Annotated in this window: 15 protein-coding genes; 4 read left to right on the forward strand and 11 right to left on the reverse strand. The window is 64.9% G+C overall.

Annotated features, from left to right (window positions below; genetic code table 11):
* Window positions 1–122: 122 nt before the first annotated feature.
* A complete protein-coding gene (locus tag AWB80_RS28210) occupies window positions 123–371 on the reverse strand; it encodes a hypothetical protein (RefSeq protein ID WP_061177967.1) in 249 nt (82 codons plus the stop codon).
* 342 nt (window positions 372–713) lie between these two features.
* Between AWB80_RS28210 and AWB80_RS28215 the strand changes: the two genes are divergently transcribed.
* A complete protein-coding gene (locus tag AWB80_RS28215; protein WP_061177968.1) occupies window positions 714–2,246 on the forward strand; it encodes a complex I subunit 4 family protein in 1,533 nt (510 codons plus the stop codon).
* Window positions 2,247–2,250: 4 nt separating this feature from the next.
* Here AWB80_RS28215 and AWB80_RS28220 read toward each other — a convergent pair whose 3' ends face one another.
* The 3 genes from AWB80_RS28220 to AWB80_RS28230 form a co-directional block, all read right to left on the reverse strand.
* Complete coding sequence (locus tag AWB80_RS28220; RefSeq protein ID WP_061177969.1) at window positions 2,251–3,654, reverse strand: ATP-binding protein; 1,404 nt, start codon at window positions 3,652–3,654, stop codon at window positions 2,251–2,253.
* Entirely contained in the window at window positions 3,651–5,312 is a 1,662-nt protein-coding gene (locus AWB80_RS28225; RefSeq protein WP_061177970.1) for an FAD-dependent oxidoreductase, read from the reverse strand. Before AWB80_RS28225 ends, AWB80_RS28220 begins: the two co-directional genes overlap by 4 nt.
* Window positions 5,313–5,398: 86 nt before the next feature.
* On the reverse strand, window positions 5,399–6,829 hold the full coding sequence (locus AWB80_RS28230; protein WP_061177971.1) for a sensor histidine kinase: 1,431 nt from the start codon (window positions 6,827–6,829) through the stop codon (window positions 5,399–5,401).
* Window positions 6,830–7,039: 210 nt separating this feature from the next.
* Here AWB80_RS28230 and AWB80_RS28235 point away from each other — a divergent pair, with 210 nt between their 5' ends.
* Both AWB80_RS28235 and AWB80_RS28240 read left to right on the forward strand, forming a co-directional pair.
* Entirely contained in the window at window positions 7,040–8,347 is a 1,308-nt protein-coding gene (locus AWB80_RS28235) for a dicarboxylate/amino acid:cation symporter (protein ID WP_061177972.1), read from the forward strand.
* 12 nt (window positions 8,348–8,359) lie between these two features.
* The gene (locus AWB80_RS28240) at window positions 8,360–9,310 is read left to right on the forward strand and encodes an amino acid ABC transporter substrate-binding protein (RefSeq protein WP_061177973.1); all 951 of its coding nucleotides are present in this window, start codon (window positions 8,360–8,362) and stop codon (window positions 9,308–9,310) included.
* A 7-nt stretch (window positions 9,311–9,317) separates the two neighbouring features.
* Here the strand turns inward: AWB80_RS28240 and AWB80_RS28245 are convergent, their stop codons facing one another.
* From AWB80_RS28245 to AWB80_RS28275, 7 genes are all read right to left on the reverse strand, one after another.
* On the reverse strand, window positions 9,318–10,760 hold the full coding sequence (locus AWB80_RS28245) for a sensor domain-containing diguanylate cyclase (RefSeq protein ID WP_425266892.1): 1,443 nt from the start codon (window positions 10,758–10,760) through the stop codon (window positions 9,318–9,320).
* Between the two features lie 215 nt (window positions 10,761–10,975).
* Window positions 10,976–11,479 (reverse strand): cytochrome P460 family protein, encoded by a 504-nt coding sequence (locus tag AWB80_RS28250; protein WP_061177975.1) that lies wholly within the window; start codon window positions 11,477–11,479, stop codon window positions 10,976–10,978.
* A gap of 25 nt (window positions 11,480–11,504) precedes the next feature.
* The gene (locus tag AWB80_RS28255; protein ID WP_061177976.1) at window positions 11,505–12,542 is read right to left on the reverse strand and encodes an alpha/beta fold hydrolase; all 1,038 of its coding nucleotides are present in this window, start codon (window positions 12,540–12,542) and stop codon (window positions 11,505–11,507) included.
* A gap of 142 nt (window positions 12,543–12,684) precedes the next feature.
* On the reverse strand, window positions 12,685–12,939 hold the full coding sequence (locus tag AWB80_RS28260) for a hypothetical protein (protein WP_225936682.1): 255 nt from the start codon (window positions 12,937–12,939) through the stop codon (window positions 12,685–12,687).
* A gap of 16 nt (window positions 12,940–12,955) precedes the next feature.
* Window positions 12,956–14,095: an acyl-CoA dehydrogenase family protein gene (locus AWB80_RS28265; protein ID WP_061177977.1), complete on the reverse strand. Its 1,140-nt coding sequence runs from the start codon at window positions 14,093–14,095 to the stop codon at window positions 12,956–12,958.
* A 12-nt stretch (window positions 14,096–14,107) separates the two neighbouring features.
* Window positions 14,108–15,286 (reverse strand): acyl-CoA dehydrogenase family protein, encoded by a 1,179-nt coding sequence (locus tag AWB80_RS28270; RefSeq protein ID WP_061177978.1) that lies wholly within the window; start codon window positions 15,284–15,286, stop codon window positions 14,108–14,110.
* Window positions 15,287–15,318: 32 nt separating this feature from the next.
* A complete protein-coding gene (locus tag AWB80_RS28275) occupies window positions 15,319–17,445 on the reverse strand; it encodes a 3-hydroxyacyl-CoA dehydrogenase NAD-binding domain-containing protein (protein ID WP_061177979.1) in 2,127 nt (708 codons plus the stop codon).
* Between the two features lie 125 nt (window positions 17,446–17,570).
* Between AWB80_RS28275 and AWB80_RS28280 the strand changes: the two genes are divergently transcribed.
* Window positions 17,571–18,476, forward strand: coding sequence for a LysR family transcriptional regulator (locus AWB80_RS28280; protein ID WP_061177980.1), 906 nt, complete (start codon window positions 17,571–17,573; stop codon window positions 18,474–18,476).
* Window positions 18,477–18,481: the final 5 nt, after the last annotated feature.

Raw genomic sequence — 18,481 nt, forward strand, 5'->3', positions numbered from 1 at the left:
ACGTCCAGCGCGGCAGAGCAAAATACGTAAAAAAGCGTCTTTCGATTATGTAAATTATCAAAAAACCGGAACCCGCCGCGGCAAAGTCGTTCGCGACTTTTTCGACTGAACGGATTGCCGTTTCAACGCATCGCGACGGCTTCGCCGTTCTGCCCGCGGCCCGACACCAGACATTGCGACCTGAACGCGTCGCGCTGGCTACTCGCGGCGGCCTGACTGAAGCCCTTGCTTAGTGCGTCGAATTCGACCTGCGCGGCGCTCTGGACGCACGCAGCCGCCGTCAGATCGCGTCCCTGCGCGTGAAGCATGGCGCGATCCGCGACGAGGTAAGCGACGAGCGCGAATACGACGGCCTTGAATACTTTTCGCATGCTGAGTCTCCTTGCTATCTAGGCTAAGGGCCAGACGGCTCCGGGCAAATCAGGGCAAGCCCGGAGCGAACGGACGGTTTATTCATTGCGCCGTCCGCCGAACAGCCAATCGGTAAAAATGTCAATGCCGCTGGACGCAATGAATTTGATCCTCGGCAAATCCCCCAAAGTCTTTTCTTTTGAGTTATTCTCGTTAACCCTTAGGCCTACGCTGAATACGTTCGAGTCACACCGAACCCTCCGCGCACCCGCCCCGCCTTACAGTCCACTGTCATTCGCGCTGTTCCAGCGAGCACGTCCATCGCGTGCGCGCCGCGCCTTGCGTTCGATTCAAAAAAGCCCATGCATCTGCCGTCCGTTCTCAGCTTTCTTATCTGGATTCCCGTGGTGTCAGGCATCTTCGTGCTGACGTTCAGCGCATCGGCGACGCTCGCGCGCGCCGTCGCGATGTTCGGCGCGATCCTCAGCCTGCTGCCGGTCGTGCCGCTGCTGGCGCGCTTCGATGCGTCGTCGGGCGCGATGCAGTTTGTCGAGCGCGTCGAATGGCTGCCGCAGTTCGGCATCTCGTATCACCTGGGCGTCGATGGCATTTCGCTGTGGTTCACCGTGCTCACGGCCGTGACGACGCTCATCGTCTTCATCGCGTCGTGGCAGGCGGTCACGAAGCAGGTCGCGCAGTACTACGGCGCGTTTCTCGTGCTCTCGGGCTGCATGCAGGGCGTGTTCGCCTCGCTCGACGGTATGCTGTTCTTCGTGTTCTTCGAGGCGTCGCTGATTCCGCTGTATCTGCTGATCGGCACGTGGGGCGCCGAGCGGCGCGTGTACGCGGCGATCCGCTTCTTCTTTTTCTCGCTGCTCGGCTCGCTCGCGATGCTGGCCGCGCTGATCTACCTGTGGACGCAGGCGCATACCTTCGACATCGACGCGTGGCGCCATCTGAAGCTCGGCTTCACGCCGCAGATCGTGGTGTTCGTCTGCTTCCTCGCGGCGTTCTCGGTCAAGGTGCCGATGTGGCCGGTCCACACGTGGCTGCCCGACGTCAACGCGGAAGGCCCAACCGGCGCGGCGATCCTGCTCGGCATGCTGAAGATCGGCGGCTACGGCATGCTGCGCTACGTACTGCCGATCGTGCCCGACGCCTCTCACTTCTTCGCCCCGGCGATGATCGCGCTGGCGCTGGTCGCCGTCATCTACGGCAGTCTCGTCGCGCTCGTGCAGACGGACATGCGCAAGCTGCTCGCGTACTCGGCGGTCGCGCACATGGGTCTCGTGACGCTGGGCCTGTTCACGTTCGACCGCATGGGCACCGAAGGCGCGGTCGTGCAGATGCTGTCGTACGGCATCGTCTCGGGCGCGATGCTGCTGTGCACCGGCGTGCTGGTCGAGCGCACCAAAAACGGCTCGATCGATGCCTACGGCGGCGTCGCCAACACGATGCCCCGCTTCGCCGTCTGCGCGATGCTGTTCTCGATGGCCAATGTCGGCCTGCCGGGCACGTCGGGTTTCGTCGGCGAGTTTCTGGTGCTGATGGGCGCGATTCGCGTGAATTTCTGGATCGGCGCGATCGCCGCCACGTCGCTGATCCTGAGCGCCGCCTACACGCTGTGGATGGTCAAGCGCGTGCTCTTCGGCGCGGTGAAGAACGAACGCGTGGCCACGCTGCGCGATCTGGGCAAGCGCGAGTTCGCGTTGTTCGGGGCGATGGCCGTGCTGGTGCTCGCGATCGGTGTGCACCCGAAGACCTTCACGGACGCGATGGGCCCGTCGGTCGAAGGTTTGCTGTCGGCAGCGCTCGGCTCGTCGTTGCCCGCCGACGCCAGCGCGCCTTCGTACGACGCGCATCGCGAGACGGTGTCGGAGCGCGCGCCCGGCTGAGCGCTCAGCGCGCCGCGGCGTGCCGATGCTCGAGCGGCAGCCGCACCTGAAACGTGGTTCCGCCTTCGTTCGCGACCACGTTGAGCCGGCCATCGTGCCGAAGCACCACCGTGCGATACGCGATGTGCAGCCCCAGCCCGTTGCCCTTGCCGGGCGGCTTGGTCGTGAAAAACGGCTCGAACAGGCGCGGCAGGATATCGGCCGGTATGCCGTGGCCCGTGTCGGATATCTCGATCACCGCGCAGTTGCCTTCCCGATGCGAGCGGATCGTCAGCTCGCCCTTTTCTTCCATGGCGTCGATGGCGTTGTCGATCAGATTGGTCCACACCTGATTCAGCTCGCTGCCGTACACCGGCACGGGCGGCAACGCGCGATCGTAGTCCCGCGTGACGACCACGCCGTGCTTCAACCGATGCTGCATGATGGTCAACGTATCTTCGATACCATTGTGAATATCGACTTCCTGCAGCGGCGCCTGATCCATGTAGGAGTACGACTTCATCGCCTTGACGATCTCCGAGATGCGTCCGGCACCGACCCACGTCTGCTCCGACAGAAAGCGCATCTCGAATGTCGCGGCGAGCCAGCGGACAGCCGCGCCGAATTGCTCGCGGGTCACGCGCGCCGCTACGGACTCGAATTCTTCCGGCGCAAAGCCGGCCGCCACGAGCCGGGGCGCGATGAGCCAGGGCTTCGCGAAACCGTGTGACGAAAGCCACTGCGCGAAGCTTTCCTCCGCTTCGCTCTGCCGCAACGCGCCCTGCGGCGTCGCGTCGACAACGGGCGGCGCGCGGCTCGCCCAGACGTCGAGCGTGTCCATGATGTCGGCGGGCATCGCGCACAGGACGAGCGCGCGCGTCGCCCGATGCAGGCTGTCGAGCGCGTCGCGCATGCCGTCCGCCGCGCGCGCCACGGCCGCCGCCGGATTGTTCAGCTCATGCGCGAGCCCCGCCGACAGGCGTCCGAGCGCGGCCAGCTTCTCGCCGCTGAGAATGAAGCTGTCGTAGGCGCTGATGCGGCCGTACATCGAACGGAAAATCTGCTTGCTGAAGGACTCGCATTCGCTCAACAGCGTACGCACGACGCTCTCGGTCAGCGAGACGAGATAGCAGTCCGTGTTCGCGCTGAAGGTCAGCGGCAGCGGCATGCCCGCGAGCAACGAAGCCTCCGCGACCGAAACCGGCGCGAGGCGCGTGTCGTCGATCACCTGGCGGCCCGCTACGAGCTTTTCCGTCAGCAGCTCGCCTTCGAGCAGGATGAACTGATGCGTCACGGTCTGCCCTTCGCGCATCAAAATTTCGCCACGCTTCAGGCGATGCTCGCTCAGATTCGCGCTGAGCCACTGCTTGCGCTCGGCGGACAAGACCGCGAAGAGCGGCATCTCGAAGAGCATCGACGGATCGCTCATGGATTCGCGAGATATTGATGGATGAAATGCACGGCGATCGAACCTTCGCCCACCGCCGCCGCGACGCGCTTGACCGAATCGGCGCGCACGTCGCCCGCCGCGAAAATGCCGGGGACGCTCGTTTCGAGCAGGAACGGATCGCGCCCGGACTCCCATCCCGCCGGCGCGCGGCCGCCTTTGACGAGCGCGCGGCCCGTCAGCAGAAAGCCGTGCTCGTCGCGCTCGACCACGCCGCGCAGCCATTCCGTGCACGGCGCCGCGCCGATGAACACGAACAGGCCGCTCGCCGGAACGGTTTCCGAATCTCCGGTCTGCAGGTCGCGCAGCGTGATTTCCGCGAGATGGCCGTCGCCGCTCACGCTCTCGACTTCCGTATGTGGGCGCACGCGAATGTTCTCGGTCTCGTGAATCTGCTCGACGAGATAGTGCGACATGCCCGCGCTCAACGATGGCCCGCGGCACAGGATCGTGACCGAACGCGCGTACTTCGACAGAAACATCGCGCCCTGGCCGGCAGAATTGGCGCCGCCGACGATATACAAGTCCTGATTCGCGCACGCGACGGCTTCCACCAGCGCCGCGCCGTAATACACGCCGGCGCCCGTCAGTTCCTGCACCCCGCGCGCTTCCAGCTTGCGATACGACACGCCGCTCGCGACCATCAGCGCGAGACAGCTCACTTCCGATCCATCCGATAGCCTGACGAACTTGTATGGCGGCTCGATGCGCAGCCCCACCGCGTGCTGCGTGAGGATCATCTCCGCGCCGAAGCGCCGCGCCTGCGCGAGCGCGCGCCGCGACAGGTCCGCGCCGCTCACGCCGGACGGAAAGCCGAGATAGTTGTCGATATGCGAACTCGTGCCGGCCTGCCCGCCGGGCGCGTCGCACTCGATGATCGCGACATGCAGCCCTTCCGATGCGCCGTACACGGCCGCGGCCAGTCCGGCCGGCCCGCCGCCGACGATCACGAGATCGTGGAACGGCGTCGTCGAGCGCGTGTGCAGCCCGACCTTTTCGGCGATGTGCGCGGTCGTGGGCCGGCTCTGCACGCTGCCGTCCTCGAACACGACCACCGGCAGATGACGCTGCCCCGGCGCGAGCGCGCTCAGGAGCGGCTCGGCCTCGGCGTGCCGCTCGACATCGAGCCAGCGAAACGGAATGTGATTGCGCGCCATGAAGTCGCGCAGTTGATGCCCTTGCGGCGACCAGCGGTGATCGAGAATGCGAATGCCCTGAAACGCCGAACGCGACGACGCGTGCCAGTCGGCGAGCAGATCGTCGAGCGCCGGATAGAAGTTTTGCTCGGGTGGATGCCAGGGCTTGAGCAGATACTGATCGAGATGCACCGTGTTGATCGCGCGGATGGCGGCGTCGGTGTCGGCGTAAGCGGTGAGCAGCACGCGCTTGGCTTCGGGAAACAGTTCGATGGCCTGTTCGAGGAACTCGATGCCGCTCATCTTCGGCATGCGCTGATCCGCGATGAAAAGCGCCACGGACCGGTTCTGCAGGCGCAAATGCTGCGCCGCTTCCAGCGCCGCCGGGCCCGAATCCATGCGCACGATCTGATAGTGCTCGCCGTATGCGATCTGCAAGTCACGCGCGACCGCGCCGGCCACGATCGGGTCGTCGTCCACGGCGAGAATCACGGGCTTGTCCATGGCGGCTCAGGCGCCTACGACTGCGGGCGCGGCATGCGTTGCAGACATTGTAGACGCTATGGCGACGAGGTTTCGGGCACCTTTCATCACAGCACCGGGCCCGCGAGCCGCCCGTTTTCATGGGCTTCGGCGCGTCTTCCCGCGAGCGGCAGCGTGACGCGAAAGACCGTGCCGTTGGCATCCGACCGCGCGCCGATCGTTCCGCCGTGCCGGTTCACCACGATGCGGTACGCGATATGCAAACCGAGCCCGAGGCTCGGGCCGTGTGCATGGAGCGCGTACTTCGACGTGTAGAACGGCTCGAACACGTGCTCCAGCGCGTCGGGTGGAATGCCCGGGCCGTTATCGGCGATTTCGACGACGGCGTCGTCGCCGTCACGGCGCGTGCGGATCGCGAGGGTGCCCTGCCCGTCCATCGCCTCGATCGCATTCTCGACGATGCTCGTCCAGACCTGATTGAGCTCGCTGCCGTAGGCCTGGATGCGCGGCAGGCTGCGATCGTATGCGCGCGTGATCGCGATGCCGCGCTGCGTCTCGTGCGTCATCACCATCAGCGTGTTGTCGATGCCATCGTGCAGATCGATTTCCTGTTGCGGCCCCTGATCCATGAACGAATAGGATTTCATCGCCGCGACGATATCGAAGATGCGCTGCGCGCCTTGCGCCGCGTCATCCACCACGCAGCGAAGATCCAGCACGCGCGCGATCCAGCCGATGGCCGCATCGAGTTGCGCCGGGCTCAGTTCGTCCGCGAGCGGCGCGAGGTCGTCCGGCGCGACGCCACGGGCCGCGAGCGCCGGTGCAACCCGCCACGGCTGAGACACGCCGCGCGCGGCGAGCCAGTCGGCCAGGCGCGACTCGCGCTCGCTCTGGCAAACCGGACCCGCCGTCTCTGCGGCCCCGCGGGCGACAAGTGCGCCGAGCCGATCGAGCATTTCCTTCGATACCGCGTGCCGGCCGAGCGCGAGCGCCGACGCTTCGAGCGCGTCCAACTCGCGGCGCACGTAGGCAAGCCCGCTCGTCAACGCCGATGCCGGATTGTTCATCTCATGCGCGAGTCCCGCAGCGAGCTTGCCCAGCGCGGCGAGCCGGCTGCGATTGAGCGCGGCGGTTTCGAGCGCGGTCAGCCAGTCGCTCATCACGCGCGCGACGGCCTGGCTGAACGAGCCGCATGACACGAACAGTTCACGGAACGCCGCTTCCGGCAGGCGCGCGAGCCGGCAATCGCGCGTCGCGGTGAGCGTCACCGGATAGGGTATCGACGCCATCACGCAGGGTGTGCCGAACGCTTCCGGCCTGACATAGCGTTCGACATCGTGCTCTCCGCCGGCGCTTTGCGTCGCGACGAGTTCGCCGTCGAGAAGGATCGTCAGGCTCGTGGCCATGTCGCCCTCGCGCAGCACCACGTCGCCCGCCGCTATCGAAAATTCGCTGACGCGATCGCTCAACCATGCCAGCCGGTCTTGCGGGAGATCGGCGAAGATACGGATCTGGGCGAGTCTGTCGAGTTCGATCATGGTCCGCGGCCCGAACCTGTCGATTCAGTTCAGTTTAGGCAATTCGTGCGCGAGTTCCGTAACCGCGTTTACACTGCCAGCAGAGATCGGGGCGCGACGTTACCATCTGACTGTCGCGGACACGCGCCGGACCGCGCCCGCCCCGCTTCGCCTGTTCCATCCGAAATTCCACACGCAATCGTTCGATATGCAGTCACTGGAGGCCTGGAGATGAACAAGAAGAATTCCGCAGCCATCTGGATCCTGGGCGCGATGGTCTTAGGCATCGGGCTCGGCTACATGATCTTCATGAGCTTCCCCGACAAGAAAGCCGCCACCGAGATCGCCGGTTACATCTCGCTCGTGTCCGACGTCTTTCTGCGGCTCATCAAGATGCTGATCGGTCCGCTCGTGTTTTCCACGCTGGTCGTCGGCATTGCGCACATGGGCGACGCGGCCTCGGTCGGACGCGTGTTCGCCAAGGCGCTCGGCTGGTTCGTCACCGCGTCGCTCGTTTCGCTGCTGCTCGGGCTGGTGATGTCGAATCTGCTCAGGCCCGGCGACAACCTCGGCTTGCCGCTGCCCGACATCGGCGCGTCGGCGAATCTCGCGACATCGAAATTCACGCTGAAGGACTTCGTCGGCCATATGGTGCCGCGCTCCTTCGCCGAATCGATGGCCAACAACGAGATCCTGCAGATCGTCGTGTTCTCGATGTTCTTCGGCGTCGCGCTCGCCGCGCTCGGCGAGAAAGGCAAGGTGCTGCTCGCCGCGATCGATCAGCTCTCGCACGTGATGCTCAAGATCACCGGCTACGTGATGAAGCTCGCGCCGCTCGCCGTGCTCGCCGCGATGGCCGCCACCGTCGCGGTCAACGGGCTCACGATCCTGCTGAAGTTCGCCGTCTTCATGGCCGACTTCTACCTGAGCCTGTTTCTGCTGTGGGGACTGCTCGTCCTCGCGGGTTTCGTGTTTCTCAAACGACGCGTCTTCAGGCTGCTGTCGCTCATCAAGGAAGCGTTCATGCTGTCGTTCGCGACCGCCAGTTCCGAGGCCGCGTATCCGAAGATCCTCGACGCGCTCGACCGCTTCGGCGTGAAGCGCAAGATCTCCAGCTTCGTGATGCCGATGGGCTACTCGTTCAACCTCGACGGCTCGATGATGTACTGCACGTTCGCGACGCTGTTCATCGCGCAGGCGTACAACATTCATCTGTCGATCAGCACGCAGATCACGATGCTGCTGATTCTGATGCTGACCTCGAAGGGCATGGCGGGCGTGCCGCGCGCGTCGCTTGTCGTGATCGCGGCCACGCTCAATCACTTCAACATTCCCGAGGCGGGCCTGCTGCTGATCCTCGGCGTGGACACCTTCCTCGACATGGGCCGGTCCGCCACGAACGCCGTGGGTAACTCCATCGCGAGCGCGGTGGTCGCCAAGTGGGAAGGCGAGTTGTTGTCGGAGCAGGACGCGGCGGCGAATGCGGCGCGCATCGAGGCCGAACAGGACGCCTCGCTCGCGCATCCGGCACAGGTCTGACGGAGGCGAGTCATGAAGATGCAGCGCTTCTGGGCGGCGCTGGCTTCGGCCAGCCTGATCGCCATGGCGTGCGGCGCGCGCGCGGCCGACGACGACGTGCAGACCCCGCCGCCGAACGCCGACGCCTACGCCCCCGCGACACTGACCGGCACGCTCGCCAAGGCGCGCGACACGGGCACGATCGCGCTCGGCTACCGCGACGCGTCGGTGCCGTTTTCGTATCTGGGCGCGCGCAAGGAGCCCATCGGCTATTCCATCGAACTGTGCAAGTCGCTCGTCGCGGCGATCGGCGACGCCATCCACAAGCGCCTGAATATCCAGTGGGTGCCGGTCACGTCGGAGAATCGCATCGATGCGGTCGTCGATGGCAAGGTCGATCTGGAATGCGGCTCGACGACGAGCAATCTCGAACGCCAGAAACGCGTGGCCTTTTCGCCGATTTTCTTCGTCGCCGGCACCAAGGTAATGGTCAAGCAAGGCTCGCCGATCCGCTCGTTTCGCGATCTCGCGGGAAAGAAGGTCGCGGTGACAGCCGGCACCACGAATGAAAAGGCCTTGCGCGATCTCGACAAGAAGTTCGCCCTCGGCCTGCAGTTGCAGGTCGTGCCCGATCACGCGGAAGGCTTCGCGCGCGTCGCGAACGGCCAGGCCGATGCGTTCGCCACCGACGACGTGCTGCTGTACGGTCTCATCGCCGAGAATCGCGCGAAGGGCGGCGCGTATCAGGTGATCGGCGATTATCTGTCGTATGACCCGTACGGCATCATGTTCCGCAAGAACGATCCGCAACTCGCGCAGGTCGTAAGAGACACGTTCCAGACGCTCGCCGCCGATGGCGAAATCGAACGGCAGTACAAACGCTGGTTCCTTCAGCGCCTGCCGTCCGGCACGAGCCTCGACATGCCGATGAGCGCGCAGCTCGAAAGCATCATCGAGACGATGGCGGGCGGCGCGGCGCAGTAGACGCGCTTCAGGCCGGACTCGCCCGCATGACGCGGTTTCGTCCGGACGCCTTCGCATCGTAGAGCGCTTCGTCGGCGGCGCGGATCAGCGAGCGCACGTCGTCGTCGCGTTCGGGACGCCAGCTCGCGAGGCCGATGCTCGCCGTGACGCGGCCGAATTCGCTGCCCGCGTGCTCGATCGAAAGATCGCTGATGGCCGCGCGAATCTGCTCCGCGATGTGCGCCGCGCCCTCGGGCGGCGTGTCGGGCAACACGACGACGAACTCTTCGCCGCCATAGCGCGCAGCGGTATCGCCGGGCCGCCGGATGTTGTCGCCGATACAGCGTGCCACGGCCGCGAGCGCGTCGTCGCCCGCCTGATGGCCGTAGGCATCGTTGTAGGCCTTGAAGCGATCGATATCGACGAACAGCAAGGAGAACAGACTGCGCGTGCGGCACGCCCTGCGCCATTCCTGATCGAGAATCTCGCCCAGCGTGCGGCGATTGTGAAGCCCGGTCAGGCCATCGGTGCGCGCGAGCAACTGCAGCTCCGATTCCGCGCGCATGCGCCGCCTGAATTGCGCGGCGAGCACGAACGACAACGCGATGAAACCGGCGGCGAGCACGCCCATGGACGAGCCGATGATGATCGCGCGCCGATGCCATGCCGCGTAGATGTCGTCTTCGCCCTCGGCCACCATGATGATGAGCGGCAGCTTCGGAAAATTGCGGAAATAGTAGAGACGCCGCCTGCCGTCGATCGACGAAATCTCGCTGAAACTGCCCTGTTCGGCCGCGCGAAAGTGCCTGAAGGTATCGGCATGGCTGATGTCGCGGCCGATCACGTTCGCATCGAAAGGTTGACGCATGATCATCACGCCGTCCTGGCCGATCAGCGACACCGCGCCGTGCGGCCCGAGCGAAAGGCCCGCGAAAAGATTGCGAAAGTATTCGAGGTTCACCGCGATCATCGCGACGCCCGCGAACGATCCATCCGGATGCGACAGCCTGCGGCTCAACGCGATGCTGGGCGCACCGCCGCGCAGACGCGACTTGTAGGGGCTGCTGATGTAGAGGCCGGTATCGGGATGGTCCCGCTGCACCGTGAAATAGCGGCGGTCCGCGAAGTTGCCTTGTCGTGGCGGGAGGCTGCCGGAATCGATGACGATCTGTCCGTTCGCGTCGAGCACGAGAATCGATCCGAGGTCGCGGGCGGTGGCGGCGCGATCGAACAGGACATCGTTGCGCAGTTGCGGCGGCAACGCGATGACATCGGCGCGTTGCACGCCTTCCACGACGGCCTGCAGGGACAGCTCGTACAACTCGAAATTGCGCTCGATATCGCGCTCGGCGAGCAAGGCCAGATTGCGCGACGTGTCGCGCGCGCGGTCGAGCGCGTCGAGTCGGCCCTGATACAGGACCAGCGCGCAGAGCGCGACCATCACGAGCGCGATGAGCGTGCCGCACAGCACGATGATGTTCGGCGTGTTCGGCGCGGAGAATCGCTGGCGCGATGGCGTCGGGGTAGTCAGACTCGGGGAGAAGCGATTTTCGGTTGCCACTATTTGGATATCCCGGAATGCTGGCTCGCGAGTTTATGGTTGCTCGGCACGGTCCTCGGTCAGCGAGCTCGGGCGATATTGTCTCCTATTTGATCAATTCGAGTGTAGAGAGCGGGTTATCGCCCTCAGGGCGCAAAGCGCGTAAAAACATAATCCCGGTCTTTCACCCGCGCGGCATGGCACGCGAAGCACGTCTGATGTTGCGCCGCGTCCACCGGCTGTCCGTCGACAAAGCGCCCGAAACCCCAGCCGCCCGTCGATGCATAGCGGCGCGAGTCCTTCACCATCACCTGCAAGGTCGTGGGCGCGCCGGGCACCGTTGCGGGTTCGAAGTCGGGCGATTGCTTGCGCTTGTACGCGAGCTTCACGAGGATGGTGCCGTCGGGATACGGTTGTGTCGCGCTTTCTATCGCCTTGATCGCGGCAGGATTGCCGAGCACGACGCGCAATTCATCGAGCGGCGCGGCTTCTTCGGCCGGCGCGATCAGTTCCCACTTCCGGTATCCCTCGGGAATCGTGACGCCATAAATAGGCGACGCCTTCGATGGTTCCGCCCGCGCATGCTGCGCGATTCCACACAACAGCAACGGCAGGCACAGCACGGCACGTCCGATGGTTCTTCGCATCATCTCGTTCGACTCCGTTGACCAAGCGTTAAAAGCGCGCGACGTCGATGATCGCATCGGCGAAAGCGCGCGGCGCTTCCTGCGGCAGGTTATGCCCGACACCCCCGCCGATATTCCGATGCTGATACTTGCCCGTGAACTTCTTCGCATAGGCGGCAGGCTCGGGATGCGGCGCGCCGTTCGCGTCGCCTTCCATCGTGATGGTCGGCACGGCGATCGCCGGCGCGGCGGCGAGACGCGCTTCGAGCGCGTCGAATTGCGGCTCGCCCTGAGCCAGCCCGAGCCGCCAGCGATAGTTGTGAATCACGATGGCGACGTGATCCGGATTGTCGAACGATACGGCCGAGCGATCATACGTCGCGTCGTCGAAGCGCCATTGCGGTGATGCGAGACGCCAGATCAGCTTGTTGAATTCGTGGCGATTCGCTTCATAGCCCGCGCGGCCACGCTCGGTCGCGAAGTAGAACTGATACCACCACGCGAGTTCGGCCTTGGGCGGCAACGGCGTCTCGTTGGCCTTCTGGCTGCCGATGAGATAGCCGCTCACCGAGACCATCGCCTTGCAGCGCTCCGGCCACAACGCGGCGATGATATTGACCGTGCGCGCGCCCCAGTCGAAGCCGCCGAGAATCGCCTTGTCGATCTTGAGCGCGTCCATCATTTCGATGATGTCGCGTGCGATCACCGCCTGCTGTCCGTTGCGCGGCGTGTCGGCGGAGAGAATGCGGGTCCCGCCGTAGCCGCGCAGATACGGCACGATGACGCGATAGCCCGCCGCCGCGAGCATTGGCGTGACTTCGGCGAAGCTGTGGATGTCGTAGGGCCAGCCGTGCACGAGGATCACGACCGGCCCGTTCGATGGCCCCGCTTGCGCATACCCGATGCTGAGCGTCGCGGTCTCGACGTGCCTGAGGTCCGGGAACGCAGCGGGAGGCGTGGCAGCACCGCGCGTGGTACCTGCCGTCTGCGCATCCGCGAGGCCGCTCAGGCCGAGTTCGAGCAGGCCGATGCCGGCAACAGTGGTGCCCAGCAAACGGCGGCGGCGAAGATTGATCGTGTCCGACATGGTGATATCCCCTTGTTATGCAACGTTGGCTTGGGAATATTTGAACCGGTGGACGTATCTCGCTGATGTCGAATGCGCGCGCCGGCGAATCGCAATGTATCGGCGCGCGGCGTGGATACACTGCGATACAAACGAGCGCGTTTCAGCCGCGTGGCTCGGCCCGCTTGAGTCTGCCGCTGTAATAGCGCTCGCGCGAAGCGCGGATCGCGCTGTCGAAGTCCGGCTCCGTCGCGAGATGCTTGTGATCCACGCTGACGAGCCATCCTTGCGCCGAGCGGCACCAGCGGATGCGTCCTTCTTCGTAGAGTTCGGAGAACCAGCGCCAGAGCGTGGCATCGTCCCTGTCGGCGAGTTTGGCCGCGTCGCTCCGAAGCTTGTTGTCGATGATCGCCAGCATGGTCGTCGTCCTCAGGTCACTTCGACGCCGCGCGCCCCAGTTCGATATAGCGCGCGAGATGATGATCTTCATCGCCCAGTTGATGGTCGATCATCACGAGCCGCTTCGCGTAATGAGAAAGCGGCAATTCCCACGTCATGCCGATGCCGCCGTGCAACTGAATCGACTCTTCCGCGACGCGCGCGCCGATGCGCCCGATCGAAACCTTCGCCGCCGACAACGCACGCTCGCGCGCGACACCCGCTTCGCCGACCGCCGCCGCCGCATTGATCGCAGCGGAGCGCGCCTGCTCGATTTCGAGCAGGACATCGGCCATGCGATGCTGCAACGCCTGAAACGCGCCGATAGGCACGCCGAACTGCTTGCGCGTGCGCAGATACTCGAGCGTATGTTCCTTCGCGACATCCATCGCGCCGACGGCTTCGGAGGCGAGCGCTACGAGTCCGTAACCGATGGCATGCGTGAGCGTCGCGTGTCCATCGCCTTCGTTGCCGACGAGCGCATCGGCGGCGAGCGTGACGTCATCGAGCGACACCTCGGCCACGCGTCCGCCATCGATCTTGCGATGATCGCGCACGCTCACGCCTTGCGCGTCGCGCGGCACGATGAAAAGCGAAATGCCAGCCGTGTCGTACTCACCACCCGACGTACGCGCCGACACGAGCAGCACGTCCGCATGCCCGGCCTGCTGCACGACGCCCTTCGCGCCGTTCAGCTTCCAGCCGTCGCCGTGGCGCGTGGCGCGCGTGCTCACACGCGCAGACTCATAGTGCGAGCCGGGTTCGTCGTGCGCGAACGACGCGATCGCGGCGCCGTCGATCATCTTCGCGATGAGCGCGCGCTGCGCGTCATTGCCCGCATGCGCGAGCGCGCGCCCGACAATCAGCGCATCGAGAAACGGCTCGACGACGAGCCCGCGACCGAGCGCCTCGAACACGACGGCGACATCGAAGCCATCGCCGCCGAAGCCGCCAGCCGCTTCATCGAAGAACGCGCCGACGATGCCGAGCTCGCAGAACCGTTGCCACATGTCGCGGCTGAAACCTTCATCCGAGCGCGCGATTTTGTCCCGCGCCTCGAACCCGTATTGCTCGGCGACGAAGCGGTTCAGCGAGTCCGCGAGCATGCGCCGGTCGTCAGTATGCTGGAAATTCATCGTGCGAATCCTTTAAAGGCCGAGCATCATCTTCGCGATGATGTTCTTCTGAATCTCGTTGGAGCCACCGAAGATCGACAGCTTGCGATTATTGAAGTACTGCGCCGCCGCGTTCGACGCCTCGGCGTCGCCGTCGTCGTCGAAGAAGGGCTGCGCATATGGACCCATCGCGCGACGCATCAGCGACGAGATTTCCTGGCGGATCTCCGTGCCGCGAATCTTCAGCATCGAGCTTTCCGCGCCCGGCGCGCCGCCGCCCGCAACCGCCGCGAGCACACGCAGATTCGTCGTCTTCATGTTCTCCAGATCGATCTCGACACGCGCGAGCCGCGCCGCGAACAAGGGATCGTCGATGAGCGCGCGGCCGTTGCACTGCGCCTTGCCCGCCGCCGCTTTCAGACGGCCCAGCGCCGCGACCGAAAAGCCCACGCCCGCGATGTTCGTGCGCTCGTAGGTCAGCAGATACTTCGCATAGGTCCAGCCCTTGTTCTCCTCGCCGACGAGATTCGCAACGGGCACGCGCACATCGGTGAAGAACACTTCGTTGACTTCGTGTTCGCCATCGAGCGTGATGATCGGCCGCACTTCGACGCCGGGCGTGTTCATGTCGATCAACAGGAAGCTGATGCCTTCCTGCTTGCGCACATCCTGCGACGTGCGAACGAGACAGAAGATCATGTTCGCGTATTGAGCGAGCGTGGTCCACGTCTTCTGACCGTTGACGATGTAATGCTCCTCACCGTTCTCCATCGCGCGCACGGCCGTCGTGCGCACCGACGCGAGATCGGAGCCCGCGCCCGGTTCCGAATAGCCCTGGCACCACCAGTCGGTGCCGTCGAGAATGCGCGGCAGCCAGTGACGTTTCTGCGCCTCGCTGCCGTATTTGATGAGCACCGGCCCGAGCATGTTCACGCCGAAGGGCACGATGCGCGGCGCGCCTGCAATCGCGCATTCGTTCTCGAAGATGAACTTCTGCACCGCGCTCCAGCCGGGACCGCCGTATTGCTGCGGCCAGTGATTCGCGAGCCAGCCTTTCGCGTTGAGAATGCCGTGCCATTGCGCCATGTCGTCGCGCGTGAGGTGCTCGCCCGTGCGCGCCTTGTGCGCGATGCGCTCCGGCAGCGACGTGCGCAGAAAGTCCAGCACGTCGGCGCGAAACGCCTCTTCGTCTGCGGTGAATTTCAGATCCATGATTGCTGTTCCGTATGAGTTCGACGAAGGCCTCAGGCCGACTGATTCAGGCTTGCGAAGTTCGTGCCGCGTTCGACGAGATCGACGAGCAGCGGCGACGCGCGCCAGAAGAGCGGATCGTCCTGCGCGAATGCGCGGATATCGGCGAGCACGTTCGCCAAGCCGATGCTATCCGCGTAATGCATCGGGCCGCCGCGATAGCGCGGAAAGCCGAAGCCGTGCATCAGTGTGGCGTCGACATCGAGCGGACGCTGCGCGATGCCTTCGTGGACGATATTCGCGCCTTCGTTGATCATCGCGGCCATGTAGCGGCGCACGATCTGCTCGTCGCTGAATGCACGCGGCGTCACGCCCGCGCGCTTGCGTTCGGCGTCGATGATCGATTCGACTTCCGCATCGGGCTTGCCCACGCGCGCGCCGTCTTCGTATCGATAGAAACCGCGCCCCGTCTTCTGGCCGAACCAGCCGCGCTCGCACAATTCGTCGCCGATGCGCACGTAGCGCGCGTTCGGATCGCGCATCGGGGCGCGGCGTTTGCGCGCCGCCCAGCCGATATCGCCGCCTGCGAGATCGATCACTTGATACGGTCCCATCGGAAAGCCGAAGTCGCGCACGGCCTGATCGATCTGATACGGCGATGCGCCGTCTTCCATCAGATGATCCGCCGCCGCGCGGTACACGGCGAGCATGCGGTTGCCGATGAAGCCGTCGCACACGCCTGCGCGCACCGCGACCTTCTTCAGCTTCTTCGCCAGCTCGAAGCCGGTCGCGACGGCATCGGCGGCAACGCGCGCGGGCACGACCACTTCGAGCAGCTTCATGATGTTCGCGGGAGAAAAGAAGTGCAGCCCGAGCACGTCTTGCGGACGCGAGATGCTTGCCGCGATCTCGTCGATGTCGAGATACGACGTGTTGGTCGCGATCACCGCGCCCGGCTTGCACACGCGATCGAGTTGCGCGAACACGGCCTTCTTCACCGCCATGTCCTCGAACACCGCTTCGATGACGAGATCGGCGTCGGCGAGCGCGTCGTAGGTCGTGTCGCCGTGGAAATTTTTCAGCTCCTGCGCCTTGCCTTCGAGCGTCAGGCGGCCCTTCGCGATGAGACCGTCGTAGACCTTTTCGACGTGCGCGCGGCCGCGTTCGAGCGATGCATCGTCGCGTTCGATCATCGTCACCGCGAGGCCCGCATCGAGCAGCGCGACGGCGATGCCCGCGCCCATCGTCCCGCCGCCGATCACGCCGACCGAGCGAAGCGCGCGCGCCTGCGCGTCACGCGTTTCCGGCGACTTCTGCGCCTCGCGCTCGGCGAAGAACGCATGCACGAGTCCCGCGCGCTGCGGACTTTCACGGCATTCGAGAAACTGCTCGCGCTCGAAGCGCAGACCTTCGTCGAACGGCAGGTTCAGGGCCGCTTCCACGCACTCGACGATCTTCAGCGGCGACAGCAAGCCGCGCGATTTCTTTTGCGTCTCCGCGCGCGCGGCGGCGATCGCGGCGGCGCTGGCTTCCTTGTCCGCGAGACCGCGCGCGTTTCGCGTGCGGCGTGGCGCGGCGTGCGTCGCGATCAGTTCGTGTGCATAGGCGAGTCCTTCGGCGAACACGTCATCGCTCTGGCCGACGCGATCGACGAGACCGAGCCGCAGCGCCTCCTCTGCGCCGACATGACGCCCGCTCAGCATCAGCGACAACGCGGCCTGCGCGCCGATCAGACGCGCCGAACGCTGCGTGCCGCCCGCGCCGGGCAACAGGCCCAGTTGCACTTCGGGCAGACCGAGCTTCGCGCCGTCGACCGCGATCCGGTAATGCGACGCCAGCGCGACCTCCAGCCCGCCGCCGAGCGCCGCGCCGTGAATCGCCGCGACGACCGGCTTCGCGCACGCCTCGATGCGGTTGCACACCTCGGGCAGCGACGGCGGCACCGCGGGCTTACCGAACTCGCGGATATCCGCGCCCGCGATGAAGTTGCGCCCCGCGCCGACGATCAGCACGGCGCGCACGGACGGGTTGGCGTCGGCGGCTTCCATCGCGTCGATCAGGCCGCGCCGCACAGCGGCATTGAGCGCGTTGACGGGCGCGTGATCGATCGTCACGACGAGGACGCTGCCACGCAATGCGTGTTGAACAGCGATGGTTTCCGGCGCGCTCGAAAGCGTCATGAAGGAAGTCTCCTGATCCGATTTTTACAGTTTGGCGTGCAAGCATTCTCGCGGGGAAAGGCATCCTTGACAATTACAGCGCTCGTTGACAGACTGTCAAATCGCATTTGACAATCGAGTTTGCCGTGGATGTCAACGAACTCACGCTGCTGGTCGAAATCCTCGATGCAGGCAATCTGAGCGAAGCCGCGCGCCGCCTCAAAATGAGCCGCGCCAATGTGAGCTATCACCTGAATCAGCTCGAAAAGTCGGTCGGTTTGCAGCTCGTGCGGCGCACCACGCGCCGCGTCGAGCCGACGGAACTCGGCCTCAAGCTCTACGAGCACGGCCGCTCGATCCAGAACGCGCTGCTGGCGGCGCAGGAATCGGTGTCGACGCTCGGGCAGCGGCTGCAGGGACGCGTGCGGCTATCGGTGCCGAGCGGTTACGGGCAGCTCGTGATGTCGGAATGGCTGATCGCGTTCAAGCGCGAGTATCCGGATATCGTGCTCGACGTAATGTTCGAGAACCGCGTCGAAGACCTGATGCGCGACGAAGTCGATATCGCCGTGCGCGTGATGCCGGAGCCGCCGCCGAGCCTCGTCGCGCGCGACATGGGGCCGGTGCGGTATGTCGCGTGCGCGTCGTCGGCGTATGCCGGGGAGCAAGGCATGCCGACGCGGCTCGAAGAACTGCGCGTCGCGCCGGTGATCACCGCGACGGTGGTGGGCAAGCAGACGCGCGTCGCCGCCTATCTCGACGACGAACGTCATGAGGTGATGCTGGAGCCGAGCCTGATCTCGGAGAATTTTCTGTTTCTGCGCGAGGCGATTCTCGCGGGGCTGGGCGTGGGGATCGTACCGGATTACGTCGTGATGGAAGACATGCGGCGCGGTGAGGTCGTCACGGCGCTCGATGAATGGCGGCTTAGTATCTTCGGCACGCACATGTACATGCTGTACATGCCGAATCGGCACCACACGCGCGCGACGCTGGCGTTCATCGAGTTCATGCTGGATCGCGCGCAGAAGGCGGGACGCGGGCGGCGTTGAAGGGG

It is taken from the genome of Caballeronia pedi, from assembly GCF_001544915.2.
Lineage (GTDB): Bacteria > Pseudomonadota > Gammaproteobacteria > Burkholderiales > Burkholderiaceae > Caballeronia > Caballeronia pedi.

What these genes read in the sequence shown, in the direction of transcription:
- AWB80_RS28210 (WP_061177967.1), bottom strand. Translation starts at nt 371, where the DNA reads ATGCGAAAAGTATTCAAGGCCGTCGTATTCGCGCTCGTCGCTTACCTC.
- AWB80_RS28215 (WP_061177968.1), top strand. Translation starts at nt 714, where the DNA reads ATGCATCTGCCGTCCGTTCTCAGCTTTCTTATCTGGATTCCCGTGGTG.
- AWB80_RS28220 (WP_061177969.1), bottom strand. Translation starts at nt 3,654, where the DNA reads ATGAGCGATCCGTCGATGCTCTTCGAGATGCCGCTCTTCGCGGTCTTG.
- AWB80_RS28225 (WP_061177970.1), bottom strand. Translation starts at nt 5,312, where the DNA reads ATGGACAAGCCCGTGATTCTCGCCGTGGACGACGACCCGATCGTGGCC.
- AWB80_RS28230 (WP_061177971.1), bottom strand. Translation starts at nt 6,829, where the DNA reads ATGATCGAACTCGACAGACTCGCCCAGATCCGTATCTTCGCCGATCTC.
- AWB80_RS28235 (WP_061177972.1), top strand. Translation starts at nt 7,040, where the DNA reads ATGAACAAGAAGAATTCCGCAGCCATCTGGATCCTGGGCGCGATGGTC.
- AWB80_RS28240 (WP_061177973.1), top strand. Translation starts at nt 8,360, where the DNA reads ATGAAGATGCAGCGCTTCTGGGCGGCGCTGGCTTCGGCCAGCCTGATC.
- AWB80_RS28250 (WP_061177975.1), bottom strand. Translation starts at nt 11,479, where the DNA reads ATGATGCGAAGAACCATCGGACGTGCCGTGCTGTGCCTGCCGTTGCTG.
- AWB80_RS28255 (WP_061177976.1), bottom strand. Translation starts at nt 12,542, where the DNA reads ATGTCGGACACGATCAATCTTCGCCGCCGCCGTTTGCTGGGCACCACT.
- AWB80_RS28260 (WP_225936682.1), bottom strand. Translation starts at nt 12,939, where the DNA reads ATGCTGGCGATCATCGACAACAAGCTTCGGAGCGACGCGGCCAAACTC.
- AWB80_RS28265 (WP_061177977.1), bottom strand. Translation starts at nt 14,095, where the DNA reads ATGAATTTCCAGCATACTGACGACCGGCGCATGCTCGCGGACTCGCTG.
- AWB80_RS28270 (WP_061177978.1), bottom strand. Translation starts at nt 15,286, where the DNA reads ATGGATCTGAAATTCACCGCAGACGAAGAGGCGTTTCGCGCCGACGTG.
- AWB80_RS28275 (WP_061177979.1), bottom strand. Translation starts at nt 17,445, where the DNA reads ATGACGCTTTCGAGCGCGCCGGAAACCATCGCTGTTCAACACGCATTG.